Here is a 17,311-nt window from a genome sequence, read left to right on the forward strand (position 1 = left end):
TATGGAGGTTATGGAGCCTTTTTGAGTGTATACAAAAAGTCCCATATGACCTATAATGAAAAGCGACAAAACCATCATTTTAGAAAGACTCATATGGAACAATTTGATTTTATCACAAACTTACTTGGAATAAAAGACCCTAATATCACCATTTCAGATTATGTGGACGCTGGAACTCATAAAGAAGTCATCGCTAAACTTGACTATCCGGCTCCTAAATGCCACAACTGTCATGGTCAGATGGCTAAATATGACCTCCAAAAAGAATCTAAAATCCCCTATCTGGAATGTGCTGGATATAAGACCTTAATTCGTTTAAGGAAACGTCGTTTTCGTTGTCAGGATTGCGGAAAAATAGCTGTCGCAGAAACTTCTCTGGTCAAGAAGAATCATCAAATACCAGCTATTGTTAACCATAAGATTGCTCAAAAGCTGATTGAGAAAGCTTCTATGACAGACATCGCTGAATGCTTGGCCGTATCCACTTCAACAGTCATTCGCAAACTCAAGGAGTTCCAATTCAAGACTGACCTAACTTGGCTCCCAGCTCACATGAGCTGGGATGAATATAGTTTCAAGAAGGGCAAAATGAGCTTCATCGCACAAGATTTTGACTCGCTTACTATCTTAGCTATTCTAGATGGACGAACACAAACGACCATTCGCAATCACTTCCTCCGCTATTCCAGACAGGTGAGAAACCGAGTCAAAGTCATCACTATGGACATGTTTAGTCCTTACTACGATATCGCTAAAAAATTATTTCCAAACGCTAAAATTGTCCTCGATCGCTTTCATATCGTCCAACATATGAGTCGGGCCATGAACCATCTGCGCATCCAAATCATGAAGCAGTTTGACAGAAAATCTCATGAATACAAGGCGCTAAAAAGCTACTGGAAACTCATTCAACAGGATAGCCGTAAACTCAGCGATAAACGCTTTTATCGCCCTACTTTTCGGATGCATTTAACCAACAAAGAGATTCTTAAAAAACTACTTTCTTACTCGCAGGAACTTCGAGAACACTATGAACTTTACCAACTATTGCTTTTTCATTTTCAAAAGAAGCAAGCTGAACATTTCTTTGACCTCATTGAGGAGCTGCTTCCCAGCGTAAATCCCATCTTTCAAACTATTTTTAAAACCTTTTTGAAGGATAAGGACAAGATCATTAACGCATTAGAACTCCCCTATTCAAACGCCAAACTAGACGCTACTAACAACCTCATCAAAGTCATTAAGCGTAATGCCTTTGGTTTCCGGAACTTTGACAACTTTAAATTAAGAATTCTCATCGCTTTGAACATCAAAAAGAAGAGAACCAAGTTGGTCCTCTCCAGGTTATGACTTTTCAGCAACCCACTACAGTTGACAAAGAGCCATAAAAGGAAAAGCCTGGATTCCTCCACGCTTTTCTGACTTATTTTGTAGAAAGGTGCCAAATATCCTCGTTGTATTGAGAAATGGTTCGGTCACTTGAGAAGAAACCTGCCTTGGCAATGTTTACAATGACTTTTTCTAACCAGCTATCGCGATCTTCGTAATCAGTCAACATTTGTTCCTTGGTTTGAATGTATGCTTCTAGATCAAGAAGGGTCATAAAATGGTCATTGTATTTGAGATTCTCCTGCAAACGCCAGAGGCGCTCATCAATTCCGCCAAACTGACGCACGACATCACTAGTGATAAAGTCAATCAAGGGACGAATGCCGTCGCGCTCATAGAAGCTAGAGGGACGATAGGTTCCATTGGCATAATGGTCAATCACCGTTTGGCTATCTTCCCCAAAAATGTAGATATTTTCATTACCAACCAATTCATGAATTTCCACATTGGCACCATCATCTGTTCCAAGAGTCAGCGCTCCATTTAGCATAAATTTCATATTACCAGTACCAGATGCCTCTTTGGAAGCCAGAGAGATTTGCTCTGAAATATCTGCTGCCGGAATAATGAAACTTGCTTCGGTCACATTGTAGTTTTCAATCATAACCACTTGCAAATGCGGAGCAACTTCAGGATCATTTTGAATGACTTGGGAAAGTACCAAGATCAAATGAATGATATCTTGGGCGATGGTATAAGCAGGCGCTGCTTTTCCGCCAAAGAAAACAGTCAATGGACGGGCCGGAATGTTTCCAGCCTTAATATCCAGATATTTGTGAATGACATAAAGCACATTCATTTGTTGGCGTTTGTATTCGTGGATCCGTTTGATTTGGACATCGAAGATAGCGTCTGGGTTGACGGCGACACCTTGACTTTTCGCAAGATGGCGTTGCAATTTCCGCTTGTTGTGCTGCTTGATATCCTCCAACTTAGCTTTGATGTTCTTATCCTCTTTGAAGTCCAAGAATTTTTCTAATTCAGCAGCATCATGATGGTAACCATGTCCTAGTAAATCATCCAAATAGCTTGCTAAACTTGGATTAGCGTGCATAAGCCAGCGGCGGAAAGTTATCCCATTTGTCTTATTGTTGAATTTCTCAGGATAGAGGTCATAAAAAGGCTTCAGTTCGGATGATTTGAGGATTTCAGTATGGAGTGCCGCAACACCATTGATAGAATAACCATAATGAATGTCCATATGAGCCATGTGAACACGACCATGGTTATCAATAATATTGACCGATTCATCATCTTTTATGGCCTTAGCCCGGCGGTCCAACTCCTCAATAAAGGGAACCAAGTGTGGCACAACCATGTTTAAGAAATCAAGAGGCCATTTTTCAAGGGCTTCTGACAAGATGGTATGGTTGGTATAGGCCGTCATACTTTTGACAATAGCAACAGCTTCATCAAAGGCAATACCACGCAATTCCAAAAGGCGAATCAATTCAGGAATCACCAAGGATGGGTGAGTATCATTGATTTGTACTACTGCATAGTCTGCCAAATCATGAAGATTGGATCCTTTAGCAATGGCTTCATCGATTAAGAGTTGAGCTGCATTGGAAACCATGAAATATTGTTGGAAGATACGCAAAATCTTTCCTTGGTCTTTTGAATCATCCGGGTAAAGGAAGAGAGTCAAATTACGGAAAATATCCTCTTGGTCAAAATCAATTCCATCATAAACAATATTTTCATCGACACTGGCCACATCAAAGAGACGCAAACGATTTTTACGCTCCGTCTTGTAACCAGGCACATCGATATCATAGAGTTTTGATGTCAATGAGAAACCTGCAAATTGAACCTGATAAGAAATAGGAGATTCAGATAACCATGATCGTGGAGTAATCCAGTTATTGGGCACCGCACGCTGTTGGTGGTATTCAAAAATTTGACGGAAAAGTCCAAAATGATAATTTAAACCTACCCCATCACCATTCAGACCCAGACTAGCAATAGAATCTAAGAAACAAGCTGCTAGACGGCCCAAACCACCATTACCAAGAGAGGGTTCCATTTCCATCTCTTCAATGGCAATCAAATCTTTGCCTGCAGCTACCAACTGTTCCTTCACTTCGTCATAGAGTCCAAGGTTGATCAAGTTATTGGATAAGAGTTTACCAATTAAAAACTCAGCTGAAATGTAGTAAACTTTTTTCTTTTGATCGTTGGTACACTGTGCTTCACTCCTTTGTTTCGTAAATGCCAGCAAAGCATAGTAAAGTTCTTGATCTGAACAATCTTCGATACATTTGGCATACATAGTTTGAACAAAGTTTTGCAAATTAATCATTTGATGGTCTCCTAAGTCCTTTTAAAAAGGGATATTTCTGCGTTCTACGAACACTAACTTTTCCATTATACCCTACTTTTTGGTTTTTAGAAATGCTTTAGACCATGAAAACGTTCTACCTAAGATAACATTCGTTTTTTACGATTTTTTTAGAAAATCACTCTGCGATAAGCGTTTCAAGGCCAACTTTCATCATATCTGTAAAAGATGTTTGACGTTCTTCTGAGCTTGTATCTTCTTCTGGACGAAGGAGATGATCCGAAATTGTCATAATTGCTAAGGTTTGAACACCGAATTTAGCACCTAGATAATACAGAGCTGCTGCTTCCATTTCCACAGCTTTCACTCCGTGTTTACCAAGCTCTAAGTTCCGGCTAAAGAGTTTTTGAGAATAGAAAACATCTGATGACAAAACATTGCCTACATGAGTCGGAATGTCCATTTCTTTAGCAATATGATAAGCCTTATCCAAGAGTTCGAAGTTTGCAATTTGAGGAAAATCGTATTCTGGCCAATCAATATTGATCATCTTAGAGTTCGTTGCAGCACCTTGTGCCAAGACCAAATCACGGACATGAACATTTTCATCAAGCGCACCAGCTGTACCGACACGAATTAGTTTTTTGACACCATATTCATTAATCAGCTCATGTGCATAGATTGAAATAGAGGGCATTCCCATCCCTGTTCCCATAACAGATACACGGTGACCCTTGTAAGTACCAGTATAACCAAACATATTACGAACTTCATTGAAACAAACAGCATCTTCTAGAAAATTCTCCGCGATGAATTTAGCACGGAGAGGATCTCCTGGAAGCAAGATTTTATCGGCGATTTCGCCTGGTTTAGCAGAAATATGGATAGACATAAATGATGATATAAAGGTCGAACAGAAAGTGATAGAAAAATAGGGATCTGACTGCAAATCCTGATTTGCAAGACAGAGCATCTTTTTTCCGAACTTTCCGACCGTATTCACTTACATGAATACAATCTCAACCTTACCTTTCCTTGAATTAATTTTGTGAAAGTCAGAAGTCTCTAGCCTGAGTTCAAGTGTGTGAACTCGACTCTGTCCTTTCTTTAGTTTTAGATTTTTTAGAATAGAATGGAAGGTTTTCCGACCGTATTCAGTTTTCTGATAGACAGACGACCTTTTCTTCTTATCCTTTTGATTTTTTGTGTTCTTGAATCGCAAAACGTGCAAAACTAAGGCCAGATGTCATAGTGAAAACTGCCCAAAAAACTTGCTTGTTTGCATAGAGCAAAACTGCCAGTAGAAAACTGAGTAGAATCACACAAATATAGAGTTTTTTTGCCTTCATACTCATCTTACAAAACTTCTAAAGTTTGTTTGATAAACTCTTTAAAGTTCCCTTTGATTTGTTGAGTGACTTCCACCACTTCTTCGTGGTTGAGCTCTGATTGGAATCCAGCTGCGAAGTTTGTAATGGCTGAAATCCCCAAGACTTTCATCCCTGAATGAGCTGCTACGATCACTTCAGGAACTGTTGACATACCAACTGCATGAGCCCCCATTGTTTTGAAAGCACGGATTTCTGCTGGTGTTTCGTAAGTCGGACCTGTCACACCAAGGTAGACACCCTCTTCCAATTTGATGCCCATCTTATCTGCTACTGCATGAGCTTTCTCACGGTAAGCTGCAGTGTATGCATCTGACATGTCAGGGAAACGCGGACCAAATTCTTCCAAGTTTTCACCAATGAGTGGATTTTGACCTGTCATATTGATGTGATCAGAAATAGCCATGAGGGTTCCTGGACCGTAGCCAATACCACCTGCTGCATTGGTCACGATAACCCCTTGGCATCCCAAGGCCTTCATGACACGTGCAGGGAAGGTTACCGTATTCATTGGATTTCCCTCGTAGAAATGAAAACGACCTTGCAAAGCCAATACTTTGCGCCCAGCCAAATCGCCATAGACTAACTTGCCAGCATGACCAACAACAGTTGATTGACCCCAGTTTGGAATAGCTGCATAATCTAAGACAATAGCATTGTCAATCTCATCTGCCAACTCACCAAGACCTGATCCTAAAATGAGACCAAATTCTGGTTTGAGCATTCCTTTTTCTTCTAAAAAAACTTTTGTTTCATTAATTTTTTCTAGTAATGACATATTGTCTCCTTTTTACAAATATTCTGACCAGTCATATGCTGGCATTTTTTCTTTTATCACTTCTAAAGGACGACAGAGAAAAGCACTATCATCTTGCTCCACAATTGGTCTGTTCAGCAATTCTGGTTGAGCAACTAATAAATCAAAGACTTCTTCCTCTGACAAACTGAGTCGTTCTTCTTCTGACATCCGAATGACTTGAGATGGTTTTACTTGCATCTTTTCTATGAGTTTTAATAATTCTTCAGCTCTTAAGGGAGTTTCCAAATAGTTAATCCAATCAACATATATATCTTGACTGGCCAAGAGAACCCTCAGTTTTTTACACTTGCTGCAAGCAGGATGGTAGTAAACCCTAAAGTTTTCCATCTCTTATACCAAATCAGCTAAGAAGGATTCCCCAATCATAGATTTCTCCACACCGAAGTTTTCCGCAATTGTCGCTGAAATATCTGCAAAGTGACCTACTGGAAGCAGGCCATTGCCTTTGAAGGATGCTGAGTAAGCCAAGAGAGGCACATACTCACGAGTATGATCTGTTCCAGCATAGGTTGGGTCGTTTCCATGATCAGCTGTAATCAAGAGCAGATCAGCTTCTTTCATGGCATTCATGATTTCTGGCAAACGAGCATCAAATTCATGGAGACAATCACGATAACCAGCTGGGTTGCGACGATGACCATAGACCGCATCAAAATCTACCAAATTGGTAAAGGAGAAGCCTTTTGTAAATTCAGGAAGCGCCAATGTCTCAAGGAGCTTGTCGACCCCATGACTATTGTCCTTAGTATGTCCCATATCATTGCTAATACCTGAACCGTTGAAAATATCACTAATTTTACCAACAGAATAGGTTGGAACACCTGCATCCACCAATTTATTGAGAACGGTATCTTGGAAAGGGGATAAAGCATAGTCATGACGGTTAGCTGTCCGTGAGAAGTTCCCTGCTTCACCAACATATGGACGTGCGATAATCCGGCCAAGGAGAGCTGGGCGTTCTAAGGTAATCGAACGAGCAAACTCACAAATACGGTAAAGTTCCTCTAGCGGAATAATCTCTTCGTGAGCTGCGATTTGTAGTACAGGGTCGGCTGATGTGTAGACAATCAACTCACCTGTTTCCATTTGACGAGGACCAAAATCATCAATGACCGCTGTACCCGAATAAGGTTTATTGGCCTCCCGGATAATTTTACGACCAGAAAACTCTTCAATCTTTGTCAAAATCTCTTCAGGAAATCCTTCCCAGAAAGTATCAAACGGTTCTGTGATATTGAGACCCATGATTTCCCAATGACCAGTCATAGTATCTTTACCAAGGGATACTTCCTCTAACTTGGTTGCATAGCCAATTGGATTTGATTCTGCGGGGACCGTCTTCAAAGCTGACTCACGGGGAATGTTACCTAGACCCAATTTGGCCATATTAGGCACATCTAGTCCAACTGTTTTAGAAATATGACCTAGGGTATCTGAAGCCCCGTCTGGCACGCTAGCATTCACAAAATAATTGGCATCAGGTGCTGCACCGATTCCTACTGAATCTAATACTACCAAGTGAACACGATTAAATGTTGACATAGTTTTCTCCTTTATTCCTTGAGATTAATCTAAAACTATTATACCATATTTTTCTTTCCGAATGTTCGGTTTTTGTATTCGATTTCATTGATTGTCAGCAACGAAAAAAACCACCCAAAGTAGATTTGAGTAGTTTATCTTTAATGATTACCAACACGGATACGGTTGATGGCCCGTTGAAGTGCAATACTTGCTCGTCTTTCCAAATCAGCATTACGCGCATGTTGGGCTTCTTCCATTTCGCGTTCGGCACGAAGTTTAGCCCTCTCCGCTCGACTGACATCAATATCCCGCTCGCGTTCTGCTGAGTCCGAAATGATATTTATCTTATTTTTAGAAATTTCGATAATGCCACCATTGACGGCAATCCAGTCAACGTGGTTTTCATCATCGACACGACGCACCTTGATTTCACCAATTTCAAGCACCGCAATCAGGTCAATATGTCCAGGGTAAACTCCCAGTTCACCTTCAGTTGTTTTGACAAGAATAAAGGCAGCATGGTGGTCATAACGGATACCGTCTGGTGTCACGATTTGTACTGTCATAAAGTCCATACTATACCTCTAGAATCCCATTTTAGCAGATTTAGCCAATACATCTTCAATAGAACCAACATTTCGGAAAGCATCTTCTGGTATTCTATCATGTTTGCCATCCAGTATTTCCTTGAAACCTTTCACTGTATCAGCAACTGGCACATAAGAACCTGGTAAACCAGTAAATTGCTCTGCTACGTTGAAGTTTTGCGAAAGGAAGAATTGGATACGGCGCGCCCGTCCAACCAATGTTTTTTCTTCATCAGAAAGTTCATCCATTCCCAAGATAGCAATAATATCTTGCAACTCTTGGTAGCGTTGAAGTACCCGTTTTACTTCCATTGCTACTGCATAATGGTCTTCACCAACAATTTCAGGAGCTAAGGCCCGCGAGCTAGAAGCCAAAGGATCTACCGCAGGATAAATACCTAGCTGAGTCAACTTACGTTCCAAGTTGGTTGTCGAATCTAAGTGAGCGAAAGCTGTTGCTGGTGCAGGGTCAGTATAGTCATCTGCAGGCACGTAAATAGCTTGGATTGAGGTAACAGAACCTTTCTTGGTAGATGTTATCCGCTCTTGCAATTGTCCCATTTCAGTTGCCAAGGTTGGCTGATAGCCAACGGCAGATGGCATGCGACCTAAAAGAGCTGAAACTTCAGAACCTGCTTGAGTGAAACGGAAAATATTGTCGATAAAGAGCAATACATCCTGACCTTCTACATCACGGAAGTATTCGGCTAATGTCAAGCCAGTTAAAGCAACCCGTATCCGAGCACCTGGTGGCTCGTTCATTTGACCAAAGACCATGGCAGTTTTCTCAATAACGCCTGAGTCTTTCATTTCCCAATAAAGATCGTTCCCCTCACGCGTTCGCTCTCCAACACCAGTAAATACGGAAATCCCACCATGTTCTTGGGCAATATTGTGAATTAGCTCTTGAATCAAAACGGTTTTACCGACACCGGCACCACCAAAGAGACCAACCTTACCACCTTTCAGATAAGGGGCTAACAAATCGATAACCTTAATTCCTGTTTCCAAAATTTCAGTGGAAGTGGATAATTCATCAAAAGTTGGAGCTTTTTTATGGATTGGTTCACGCTCTGCATCATCTGCAAAGGGTTCCTCCAAGTCAATGGTCTCACCTAAGACATTGAAGACCCGACCCAGTGTTTCTTTCCCAACTGGAACAGAAATTGGTTTTCCGGTATCCAACACCTCCAATCCACGAGTCAAGCCATCAGTAGACTCCATAGCAATCGTGCGAACCACACCATTTCCTAATTCTAGAGCAACTTCTAGCACGACCTTCTGTTTTGATTGGTCGTTTTTATAAACGACAAGTGCATTGTTAATCTCAGGAAGTTTTTCATCGATAGCAAATGCTACGTCAACAACTGGTCCTACAACCTGAGTGATTTTACCTGAACTCATCTCTTTTCCTCTCTTTAAGAATGCAAATCCAACTTCTTCATAGAATGATTGATTAGATTTGTCTATCTTAATATTATTCCAAGGCAGAGGCACCAGCTACAATCTCAGTAATTTCCTGAGTAATAGCAGCCTGACGGGCTCTGTTGTATTGGATTGTTAAATCTGTAATAACATTTTTCGCATTGTCAGTTGCTGTCTGCATGGCTGTCATACCCGCCGCGCTTTCAGCAGTTTTTGCATCAAGAATGGCCCCATAAATCATAGACTCGGCATACTGCGGAATCAATTGAGCAAGGATCGCATCGCGACTAGGTTCCATTTCAAAACTAGCTGTATAACCATCAACTTCATTGTGGTCCAAGTCCTCGATTGGCAACATCTGTTGTACACGAACCTGACTGGTCAAAGAATTGATATGATGGTTGTAACAAACATAGAGTTCATCAAATATCTCATTCTTGTACATTTCAACTGATTTTGAAATAATTTTCTGAACCTCGTCAAAACTTGGATGAACGGCAATCCCACGCAATTCAAAAATAGGAGCCATGCCACGGACGCGAAAGAAATCAGCTCCCATGCCACCTATGGCAATGATTTCATATTCATCCTTACCATCGTGATCTTGTTCAATCATACCCATGACAGCTTTTAGAATTGTTGAATTATAGGCACCTTTAAGACCACTGTCAGAAGTGATAACGATATAGCCTGTCTTTTTAACCTCGCGGCGAATCAACATGGGATTTGTCGCTCCATCATTCATCAGCTCTGCCCGCAAAAGATCTGTCGTAATCTGACGTACCTTTGCAGCATAAAGATCGAATGATTTGGCAGCCTGTTCTGACTTGGCTAGTTTTGCCGCAGAAACCATGTGCATGGCACTTGTGATTTGACTGGTTTTCTTGGTCGATGCAATTTTATTTTTGATTTCGTTTAGAGAACCTGCCATATCCTACTCCTCTATCTATTTGTAAACAGACTGATTTTTGAATTCTTGAATGGCATCATTCAAGAGGTCAGTATCAGGTAAATCTTTTGTTGTTCGAATAACATCGAGAAGAGAATCATGGTTGATATCAAAATAAGCATACAAGTCTTCTTCAAATGCCAAAATGTCTTCAATTGGAACTGTATCCAAATAACCATTAGTGAGAGCATAAAGAATCAGAACTTGTTTTTCAACTGGTAGTGGCTTATGCAGAGGCTGTTTAAGGACCTCAACTGTCCGACGACCTCGATTGAGTTTTGCTTGAGTGGCTGCGTCCAAATCAGAACCAAACTGAGTGAAGGCTTCCAACTCTCGATAAGAAGCTAAGTCGATACGAAGTGTACCCGCTACTTTCTTCATAGCCTTAATTTGAGCAGAACCACCAACCCGCGATACGGAAGAACCGGCATCAATAGCAGGTCGAATACCAGAGTTGAAGAGATCATCCTTGAGGAAAATCTGTCCATCTGTAATAGAAATTACGTTGGTTGCAATATAAGCTGAAATATCTCCAGCCTGTGTTTCGATAAATGGAAGGGCTGTAATAGAGCCACCACCTAATTCATCAGAAACCTTTGCAGAACGCTCCAAAAGACGAGAGTGCAAATAGAAAACATCCCCCGGATAAGCTTCCCGACCTGGTGGTCGACGAAGGAGCAAGGAAAGCTCGCGGTAAGCTACTGCTTGTTTTGATAAATCATCATAAACGATAAGGACATGTTTGCCCTCATACATGAACTCTTCTGCCATAGCTACTCCAGCGTAAGGTGCTAGGAAGAGCAATGGGGAAGGTTGGGATGCGGAAGCCGTTACAACGATAGTATAATCTAGAGCACCATATTGACGCAAGGTTTCAACTTGTGACCGAACAGTTGATTCTTTTTGCCCAATAGCTACATAGATACAAATCATATCTTGACCTTTTTGATTCAGAATAGTATCGATAGCCACTGAAGTCTTACCAGTCTGACGATCTCCAATAATTAGTTCGCGTTGCCCACGACCAATCGGTACCAAAGCATCAATGGCTTTCAGTCCTGTTTGTAACGGTTGATTAACTGATTTCCGCTGCATAACACCTGGAGCCGGATACTCGATTGGACGAGTTTTATAGGTTTGAATTTCACCCAAACCATCAACCGCTTGCCCAAGGGGATTGATAACACGACCAATCAAGGCAGGTCCAACAGGAACTTCCATGATTTTACCAGTTCTACGAACAACAGAACCCTCGCGGATATCCGAGAATTGACCCAGAATAATAATACCAACATCAGTGGTCTCCAAGTTTTGAGCCATACCAATGGTACCATTTTCAAAAATGAGGAGTTCCCCACTCATGGCATTGTCCAAACCTTGTGCACGGGCAATACCATCACCGATATAGGTCACAACTCCTGTCTCCGTATAGTCAAAGTCTGGTTGGTAGTCGTCAATTTGTTGTTTTAGTAAATCACTAATTTCTTGTGTATTGATGACCAAAAGAACACCACTTTCTAATTTATAGCTTTTTTCTAATGTCTCCTAGTTGAGTACGAACACTAGTATCAATCACTCGATGGTTGACGTTAACAATAAATCCACCAAGTATTTCTTTATCAATCTCTTCGATAACATTGTGTATTTTTACCGAAAATCGTTCCTGAGCAATAGCGGTTATGCGTTCTTTCTGTTGCTCTGTCAAAGCTTGGAAAGAAGTCACGACCATGTCATACTCATTTTGGCTTTTGCTGATTTTTAAAAGAACATCTTCCAAAGTCGGCAAAACCAAATCGTAATTTTCGTCTTGAATTAATCTTTCGATTAGGTCGTTTACAAAACGATATTCTGATTGACGTAAATTACGAAGAAATGATTCCTTATCTTGTTTAGAGGTTGTAGGAGACTGAAGGATACGATTGAGTTTCGTATTGTGAATAATAGACACAATACGACTCACTTCATCATAAACACGCCAAATATCATCTCGATAAGAGATACTTTCTACAAAATTATAGGCATATTTATGAACAATGTTTGCTTCCCTTACACCCATCATTTCTCTCCTAATCTATCAATATAACGATCGATTAAGGCACTGTGAGCCGCTTGATCCAAATCCTCTAAAATAATTTTTCCAGCTATATCAACCGCAAGACTCGCAACTTGAATTTTCAGGTTTTCTTGTGCTTCACGTCTTTCAGCTTGTATTTCCAACTTAGCTTTATCTTTCATGCCTTGTGCTTCAACAGCTGCTTGATCAATAATATGTTTTTTTTCAACTTTAGCTCTAGCAACAGCATCTTGGACAATCTTTTTGCCTTCAATACGACCTTGGTCCAATTCGAGTTGTCGTTGTTTGACTAGGGCTGCCGCTGTTTGATTTTTTTCTTCAGCTTCATCAATTTCCCCTGCAATTTTCTCAGCACGCTGCTCAAAAATTCCTGTCAGATTCTTCCAGGCAAAAACGCGGATGAGGATAATCAAGGTCAAAAAGGATGCCGTAACAAGAATAAAGTTACCTATAATAGTTGAACTTGTATTCAATACTGTAATCATGAATATTCTTTTCCTTTCCTCTTAGTGTCCGCCACTTATTTTTTTATTTAAATACATGGACACCAACATGACAAATACATAACCTTGTAAACATGAGATAAAAACTGAGAAACCAGTCCATAAAACATTTAGTCCAAAGGCTATCGGAAGTGCAAAGGCACTGGAATGGGCTAATTTTAGCAACAAGCCTACCAAAACCTCACCTGCAAAAATATTTCCGTATAGACGTAAGCCTAAGGAAGCCAAATTTGTCACTTCTTCTAAAATATTCATAGGTGTCATGGCGAGTGGCGTCACAAAAGCTTTGAGGTATGCTCCAAAGCCACGACGTCGAATGCCTTCAATATGAACAAATACTGTAGCAACCGTTGCTAAACCAAGGTCATAAGCCATATTAGCTGTTGGAGAAGTCCAAAGATTTAAACCATCCGATGTCTCAATTTTTGTCATTAAACCTAAGTTATTAGCAACCACCAAGAAGGTAAAGGCTATAAAGAAAAATAAATTATACCGTTTGGATTCTTCATTTCCTAAATTCCCTTTGGTAAAATTCACGGTCATTTCGTAGACATATTCCAAGACATTTTGTTTGCCAGTAGGCTTGAGTTGCATTTTGCGACTAGCCCAAAAAACCAAAATAAAAATGACTGAAATAGTGATGACAGAGACCAATACCATGGTCAAATCAAAGGTAACCGGACCAAGGGTTAGGGTTGGATTTATACTTTCTTCCAAGGAAGGTTCCCCCTTTTCTATATTTTACCTGTGATTTTAGCCGCGGAACAAGAAAGTCATAGCCAAAGTTACGAAGAAAGTACCTTCAATAAAAGCTACGCCCAAAAATACACCAGACATCAATTTGCTCTGCAATTCAGGTTGACGGGCTGTTCCGTTAAGGTAAGCAGCAACAAGAATTCCTTCACCGATACTGACACCCAAAGTCGCAAGTCCTAGTGCCAATGCTGACAAATCCATAATGATTCTCCTTTAATGTTTTTATACTTTGTAAGCATACTCCTAAAATATGCTTTTGTCAAGAAATTTTCAGAAATGGAAACGTTTTAAAAGACTAAGCCGAACAAAGAAAAAAGGTCATTTTCAACCTTTCTTCCTATTTATATACTATCCTCTAAGTGAGTCACTTCTTCTGCAAATAATTTGGCCATTTCTTCCAAACGAAGAGCGTCTGTATCAATGGTAATGGCATGACTTGAAATCTTATCCGTATCCGCAAAGAATTCGATATGATTGGCTAGGTTGCTCAATTTAACGGGTGCATCTCCTCCATACTCTCCATCTAGATTGAGCAGCAGTCGTTCAGAGCTGCCTTCACCAGCCTCGATCTTTATCTTTTTAGTCTTTATGTATTCAACATGCTTGTGCTCTATATGCTTGCCGCCATCCAAAACAAGTCGAAGGAGATGAAGGATTTCAAAAAGATTTCCTGTCTTGACCATAATGAGGGTAAACCTACCGTCATCCAGCTTAGCATCTGGTACAATCTGCTCAAAACCTCCAATAGAATTGGTGAGAGCTACGAAGATCATGGATACCTTGCCTTCAAAGACTCCCTTATCATGTTTGACACGAACTGGTCTGAATTTTACTTGAGGTAAGAGTTCGGCCCCTTTGACGACATAGGCCAAATAACCAAAGGTAGTCTTGAGTTGACTGGGAACACTGTATGTCAACTCAGTCAGTGTTCCAGCTGCTGCAATATTAATGAAATAAGTCTGGAAATCCTGGCCATCCTTCTTTGTTTTGGCCATGCCAATATCCATGAGAATAGTCTGATTTTTCCCAATCAACTTTGCGGCTTCGACGGGATTACCACGTGGTACCTTGAGAGCACGAGCATAATCATTGGTCGTACCAGTTGGAATAATGGCCATTTTGGGCCGCTTTTTCAAGGGTGCAATCCCATTAACCACTTCATTGATGGTGCCATCGCCACCTGCAGCGATAATTAGGTTAAAACCTGCCTTAGCTGCACGAGTCGCCTCATCTTTGGCAGAGTCTTTTGCTGGAGTGGTCTGAAAAGCTGAAGTCTCATAGCCATAACTTTCTAAGATATTTAAAACTTCTGCTACATTTCTTTTCATGATTTCTTGTCCAGATGTCGGATTATAGATCAATCTGGCACGTTTTCTTTTTTCCATATTACCCCCTATAAACTTTCTAGCCAGGCCTCATCTTTCACTTCAATGTCTAGCTCCTGTGCCTTCGTTAACTTACTACCGGCATCGACTCCTGCTACCACTAGATCTGTTTTTTTAGAGACGGATCCAACAACATTAGCTCCTAAACTTTCTAATTTAGCTTTGGCCTCACTGCGTTTTAAGCGTTCTAATTTCCCTGTCAATACAACTGTCATACCCGATAGTAAACCATCTGTGATGGCGACTTGTCCTTTATAAGCCAAATTGACGCCTGCTTCTTTTAATTCGACAAGCAACTCTTTGGCCCCTTGGCTAGTAAAATAAGATACCAGTGATTGAGCAATAACTTGACCCAATCCTTCAATTTCGGCAATATCCTCAACTTGCGCTTGTGCCAAAGCTTCTAAATGACCAAATTTTGTGACGAGGATTTTACTGGCCTTGCTACCTACATGGCGGATCCCAAGACCAAATAATAACTTCTCAGCTGAATTATTTTTGGATGATTGAATGGCTTGATAAAGTTTTTGAGCCGATTTTTCCTTGAAGCCTTCCAGTTGCAAAAGGTTCTCAGTCGTCAATCGGTAGATATCGGCCACATCCTTGACCAAACCTGTCTTGAAAAGCTTAATAACGATAGAACTACCTAACCCTGCGATATTCATCGCGTCTCGACTGGCAAAATGTTCTAAGCGGTTCATAATTTGTGAGGGGCAGTGAGGATTGATACAGCGCAACGCCACCTCATCCTCGTAGTGCATCAATGGACTTTGGCAACTTGGACATAGGGTCGGAATCGCCATCACTTCCTGACTAGCCCGCTTACTTTCCACCACACGTAGAACAGCTGGTATAATATCCCCAGCTTTATAAACAATGACGGTGTCTCCAATCCGGATATCTTTATCCGCTATGTAATCCACATTATGCAGAGTAGCACGGCTGACAGTTGTGCCAGCTAAGCGAACTGGTGTCAAATTAGCAGTTGGTGTCACTACTCCTGTCCGTCCAACCGTCCAATCAACAGATAAGATTTCAGCTTCTTTTTCCTCGGCTGGAAACTTGTAGGCAATGGCCCATCGTGGAGCCTTAACCGTGAAGCCTAGCTCCTCTTGAATGGCTAAATCATTCACTTTGACCACTATACCATCAATTTCATAAGGTAAGTGACTGCGTTTCTCTGCAATCTTTTCAATAAAATCCCAAACTTCTGAAATAGAGGAAGCTAAATAATAGTCACGATTGGTGCTAAAACCCATTTTATCCAATTCCAACAAGACTTGCGACTGGCTGGTCATGTCAGTTGGACTCGCTTCCTGATAGAGAAAGGTTGCTAAACCACGTGAAGCAACAATGGCTGTATCTAATTGGCGAAGAGTTCCCGCAGCTGCATTTCTAGGATTGGCAAATTCAGCCTCACCCTTTTCCTGGCGATCTATATTGACACGATGAAAGGACGTTTTTGGCATGTAACACTCCCCACGAACCGTCACATCTCGTGCTTGCGTCAGAGTTAGGGGAATGTCTTGAACTCTCTTCAGATTTTCTGTGATATTTTCCCCGATACTACCATCTCCACGAGTGGCACCTACAACTAGCTGCCCTGCTTCGTAGGTTAAGGAAACCGATAAACCATCAATCTTTAATTCACAAATATAGGTAACCTGAGGGAATTCTTTGCGAATCCGCTCATCAAAGGCTTGCAATTCTTCCAAGGAAAAGCCATCCTGCAAACTATAGAGAGGATAAGTGTGACGATATTTTTCAAAACCATCTAAGATTTTGCCACCCACACGGTGACTCGGACTATTTGGCAAAGTAAGCTCTGGATGTTCAGACTCTAGCATCACTAATTCTCGATAAAGAGTATCGTATTGTGCATCTGATATGCTGGGTTTATCTAATTGGTAGTATTCTTCTGCGTAGCGATTTAGTAATTCAACCAGTTCATTCATTCTATTTTTCATGCCTCTATTATATCATTATTCACTGGCAAAATGAAAGGTTACTCTCTTATTTTCCAGAGGACATCAAGGTAAAAAGAAGAATTTTTTGATTAGAAAGAGTATAATAAAAGAAAGAATTTTTGGGAGGTCCTTATGGCAATTACGTTTAAAAAACAAGATGATTTAGAAAAGATGTTTGAAGAATTTGCATCCTTTGATAATTTGGATTCTGTTGAATTTCCACCTGATGAGGAAGACGCAACACCGAGTGATGTGAAGTAAAA

Annotated in this window: 17 protein-coding genes; 2 read left to right on the plus strand and 15 right to left on the minus strand. The window is 40.7% G+C overall.

The genetic code is table 11. The annotated features are described in order from the left end of the window. Positions 1–93: 93 nt before the first annotated feature. Complete coding sequence (locus BN1356_RS08980) at positions 94–1,350, plus strand: ISL3 family transposase (RefSeq protein WP_176694213.1); 1,257 nt, start codon at positions 94–96, stop codon at positions 1,348–1,350. A 73-nt stretch (positions 1,351–1,423) separates the two neighbouring features. Here BN1356_RS08980 and BN1356_RS08985 read toward each other — a convergent pair whose 3' ends face one another. The 15 genes from BN1356_RS08985 to ligA all read right to left on the minus strand — a co-directional run bounded on the left by BN1356_RS08985 (position 1,424) and on the right by ligA (position 17,048). Beyond that, positions 1,424–3,691 carry a glycogen/starch/alpha-glucan phosphorylase gene (locus BN1356_RS08985; RefSeq protein ID WP_093651059.1) on the minus strand — a complete coding sequence of 756 codons (2,268 nt, stop codon included), beginning with the start codon at positions 3,689–3,691 and terminating at the stop codon, positions 1,424–1,426. 157 nt (positions 3,692–3,848) lie between these two features. After that, the gene (gene deoD / locus BN1356_RS08990; RefSeq protein WP_093651395.1) at positions 3,849–4,562 is read right to left on the minus strand and encodes a purine-nucleoside phosphorylase; all 714 of its coding nucleotides are present in this window, start codon (positions 4,560–4,562) and stop codon (positions 3,849–3,851) included. A gap of 464 nt (positions 4,563–5,026) precedes the next feature. Further along, positions 5,027–5,836 carry a purine-nucleoside phosphorylase gene (locus tag BN1356_RS08995; RefSeq protein ID WP_093651060.1) on the minus strand — a complete coding sequence of 270 codons (810 nt, stop codon included), beginning with the start codon at positions 5,834–5,836 and terminating at the stop codon, positions 5,027–5,029. A 12-nt stretch (positions 5,837–5,848) separates the two neighbouring features. Continuing rightward, positions 5,849–6,205 (minus strand): arsenate reductase family protein, encoded by a 357-nt coding sequence (locus BN1356_RS09000; protein WP_093651061.1) that lies wholly within the window; start codon positions 6,203–6,205, stop codon positions 5,849–5,851. A 3-nt stretch (positions 6,206–6,208) separates the two neighbouring features. Continuing rightward, positions 6,209–7,420 carry a phosphopentomutase gene (locus BN1356_RS09005; RefSeq protein ID WP_093651062.1) on the minus strand — a complete coding sequence of 404 codons (1,212 nt, stop codon included), beginning with the start codon at positions 7,418–7,420 and terminating at the stop codon, positions 6,209–6,211. A 140-nt stretch (positions 7,421–7,560) separates the two neighbouring features. Beyond that, positions 7,561–7,977 (minus strand): F0F1 ATP synthase subunit epsilon, encoded by a 417-nt coding sequence (locus BN1356_RS09010; protein ID WP_093651063.1) that lies wholly within the window; start codon positions 7,975–7,977, stop codon positions 7,561–7,563. 9 nt (positions 7,978–7,986) lie between these two features. After that, positions 7,987–9,393, minus strand: coding sequence for a F0F1 ATP synthase subunit beta (gene atpD, locus BN1356_RS09015; protein WP_093651064.1), 1,407 nt, complete (start codon positions 9,391–9,393; stop codon positions 7,987–7,989). 73 nt (positions 9,394–9,466) lie between these two features. Then, entirely contained in the window at positions 9,467–10,345 is an 879-nt protein-coding gene (locus BN1356_RS09020; RefSeq protein WP_093651065.1) for a F0F1 ATP synthase subunit gamma, read from the minus strand. Positions 10,346–10,360: 15 nt separating this feature from the next. After that, entirely contained in the window at positions 10,361–11,866 is a 1,506-nt protein-coding gene (gene atpA, locus BN1356_RS09025) for a F0F1 ATP synthase subunit alpha (RefSeq protein WP_093651066.1), read from the minus strand. Positions 11,867–11,885: 19 nt separating this feature from the next. Beyond that, the gene (locus tag BN1356_RS09030; protein ID WP_245620329.1) at positions 11,886–12,422 is read right to left on the minus strand and encodes a F0F1 ATP synthase subunit delta; all 537 of its coding nucleotides are present in this window, start codon (positions 12,420–12,422) and stop codon (positions 11,886–11,888) included. Further along, positions 12,419–12,922, minus strand: coding sequence for a F0F1 ATP synthase subunit B (atpF, locus tag BN1356_RS09035; RefSeq protein ID WP_093651068.1), 504 nt, complete (start codon positions 12,920–12,922; stop codon positions 12,419–12,421). Before atpF ends, BN1356_RS09030 begins: the two co-directional genes overlap by 4 nt. Positions 12,923–12,943: 21 nt before the next feature. Further along, a complete protein-coding gene (gene atpB, locus BN1356_RS09040; protein WP_093651069.1) occupies positions 12,944–13,657 on the minus strand; it encodes a F0F1 ATP synthase subunit A in 714 nt (237 codons plus the stop codon). 36 nt (positions 13,658–13,693) lie between these two features. Continuing rightward, positions 13,694–13,897 (minus strand): F0F1 ATP synthase subunit C, encoded by a 204-nt coding sequence (locus BN1356_RS09045; RefSeq protein ID WP_093651070.1) that lies wholly within the window; start codon positions 13,895–13,897, stop codon positions 13,694–13,696. 140 nt (positions 13,898–14,037) lie between these two features. Next, positions 14,038–15,081, minus strand: coding sequence for a diacylglycerol kinase family lipid kinase (locus BN1356_RS09050; RefSeq protein ID WP_093651071.1), 1,044 nt, complete (start codon positions 15,079–15,081; stop codon positions 14,038–14,040). 8 nt (positions 15,082–15,089) lie between these two features. Then, on the minus strand, positions 15,090–17,048 hold the full coding sequence (gene ligA / locus BN1356_RS09055) for an NAD-dependent DNA ligase LigA (protein ID WP_093651072.1): 1,959 nt from the start codon (positions 17,046–17,048) through the stop codon (positions 15,090–15,092). A gap of 132 nt (positions 17,049–17,180) precedes the next feature. Here ligA and BN1356_RS12985 point away from each other — a divergent pair, with 132 nt between their 5' ends. Continuing rightward, positions 17,181–17,309: an SPJ_0845 family protein gene (locus tag BN1356_RS12985; RefSeq protein WP_281175841.1), complete on the plus strand. Its 129-nt coding sequence runs from the start codon at positions 17,181–17,183 to the stop codon at positions 17,307–17,309. Positions 17,310–17,311 lie beyond the last annotated feature (2 nt).

The sequence above is a fragment of the Streptococcus varani genome, assembly GCF_001375655.1.
GTDB lineage: Bacteria > Bacillota > Bacilli > Lactobacillales > Streptococcaceae > Streptococcus > Streptococcus varani.

Coding starts and splice junctions, on each gene's coding strand:
- BN1356_RS08995 (WP_093651060.1), bottom strand. CDS start 5,836: ATGTCATTACTAGAAAAAATTAATGAAACAAAAGTTTTTTTAGAAGAA.
- ligA (WP_093651072.1), bottom strand. CDS start 17,048: ATGAAAAATAGAATGAATGAACTGGTTGAATTACTAAATCGCTACGCA.
- BN1356_RS08985 (WP_093651059.1), bottom strand. CDS start 3,691: ATGATTAATTTGCAAAACTTTGTTCAAACTATGTATGCCAAATGTATC.
- BN1356_RS09045 (WP_093651070.1), bottom strand. CDS start 13,897: ATGGATTTGTCAGCATTGGCACTAGGACTTGCGACTTTGGGTGTCAGT.
- atpF (WP_093651068.1), bottom strand. CDS start 12,922: ATGATTACAGTATTGAATACAAGTTCAACTATTATAGGTAACTTTATT.
- BN1356_RS09005 (WP_093651062.1), bottom strand. CDS start 7,420: ATGTCAACATTTAATCGTGTTCACTTGGTAGTATTAGATTCAGTAGGA.
- BN1356_RS09010 (WP_093651063.1), bottom strand. CDS start 7,977: ATGGACTTTATGACAGTACAAATCGTGACACCAGACGGTATCCGTTAT.
- BN1356_RS09020 (WP_093651065.1), bottom strand. CDS start 10,345: ATGGCAGGTTCTCTAAACGAAATCAAAAATAAAATTGCATCGACCAAG.
- deoD (WP_093651395.1), bottom strand. CDS start 4,562: ATGTCTATCCATATTTCTGCTAAACCAGGCGAAATCGCCGATAAAATC.
- BN1356_RS08980 (WP_176694213.1), top strand. CDS start 94: ATGGAACAATTTGATTTTATCACAAACTTACTTGGAATAAAAGACCCT.
- BN1356_RS09000 (WP_093651061.1), bottom strand. CDS start 6,205: ATGGAAAACTTTAGGGTTTACTACCATCCTGCTTGCAGCAAGTGTAAA.
- atpD (WP_093651064.1), bottom strand. CDS start 9,393: ATGAGTTCAGGTAAAATCACTCAGGTTGTAGGACCAGTTGTTGACGTA.
- BN1356_RS12985 (WP_281175841.1), top strand. CDS start 17,181: ATGGCAATTACGTTTAAAAAACAAGATGATTTAGAAAAGATGTTTGAA.
- BN1356_RS09050 (WP_093651071.1), bottom strand. CDS start 15,081: ATGGAAAAAAGAAAACGTGCCAGATTGATCTATAATCCGACATCTGGA.
- BN1356_RS09030 (WP_245620329.1), bottom strand. CDS start 12,422: ATGATGGGTGTAAGGGAAGCAAACATTGTTCATAAATATGCCTATAAT.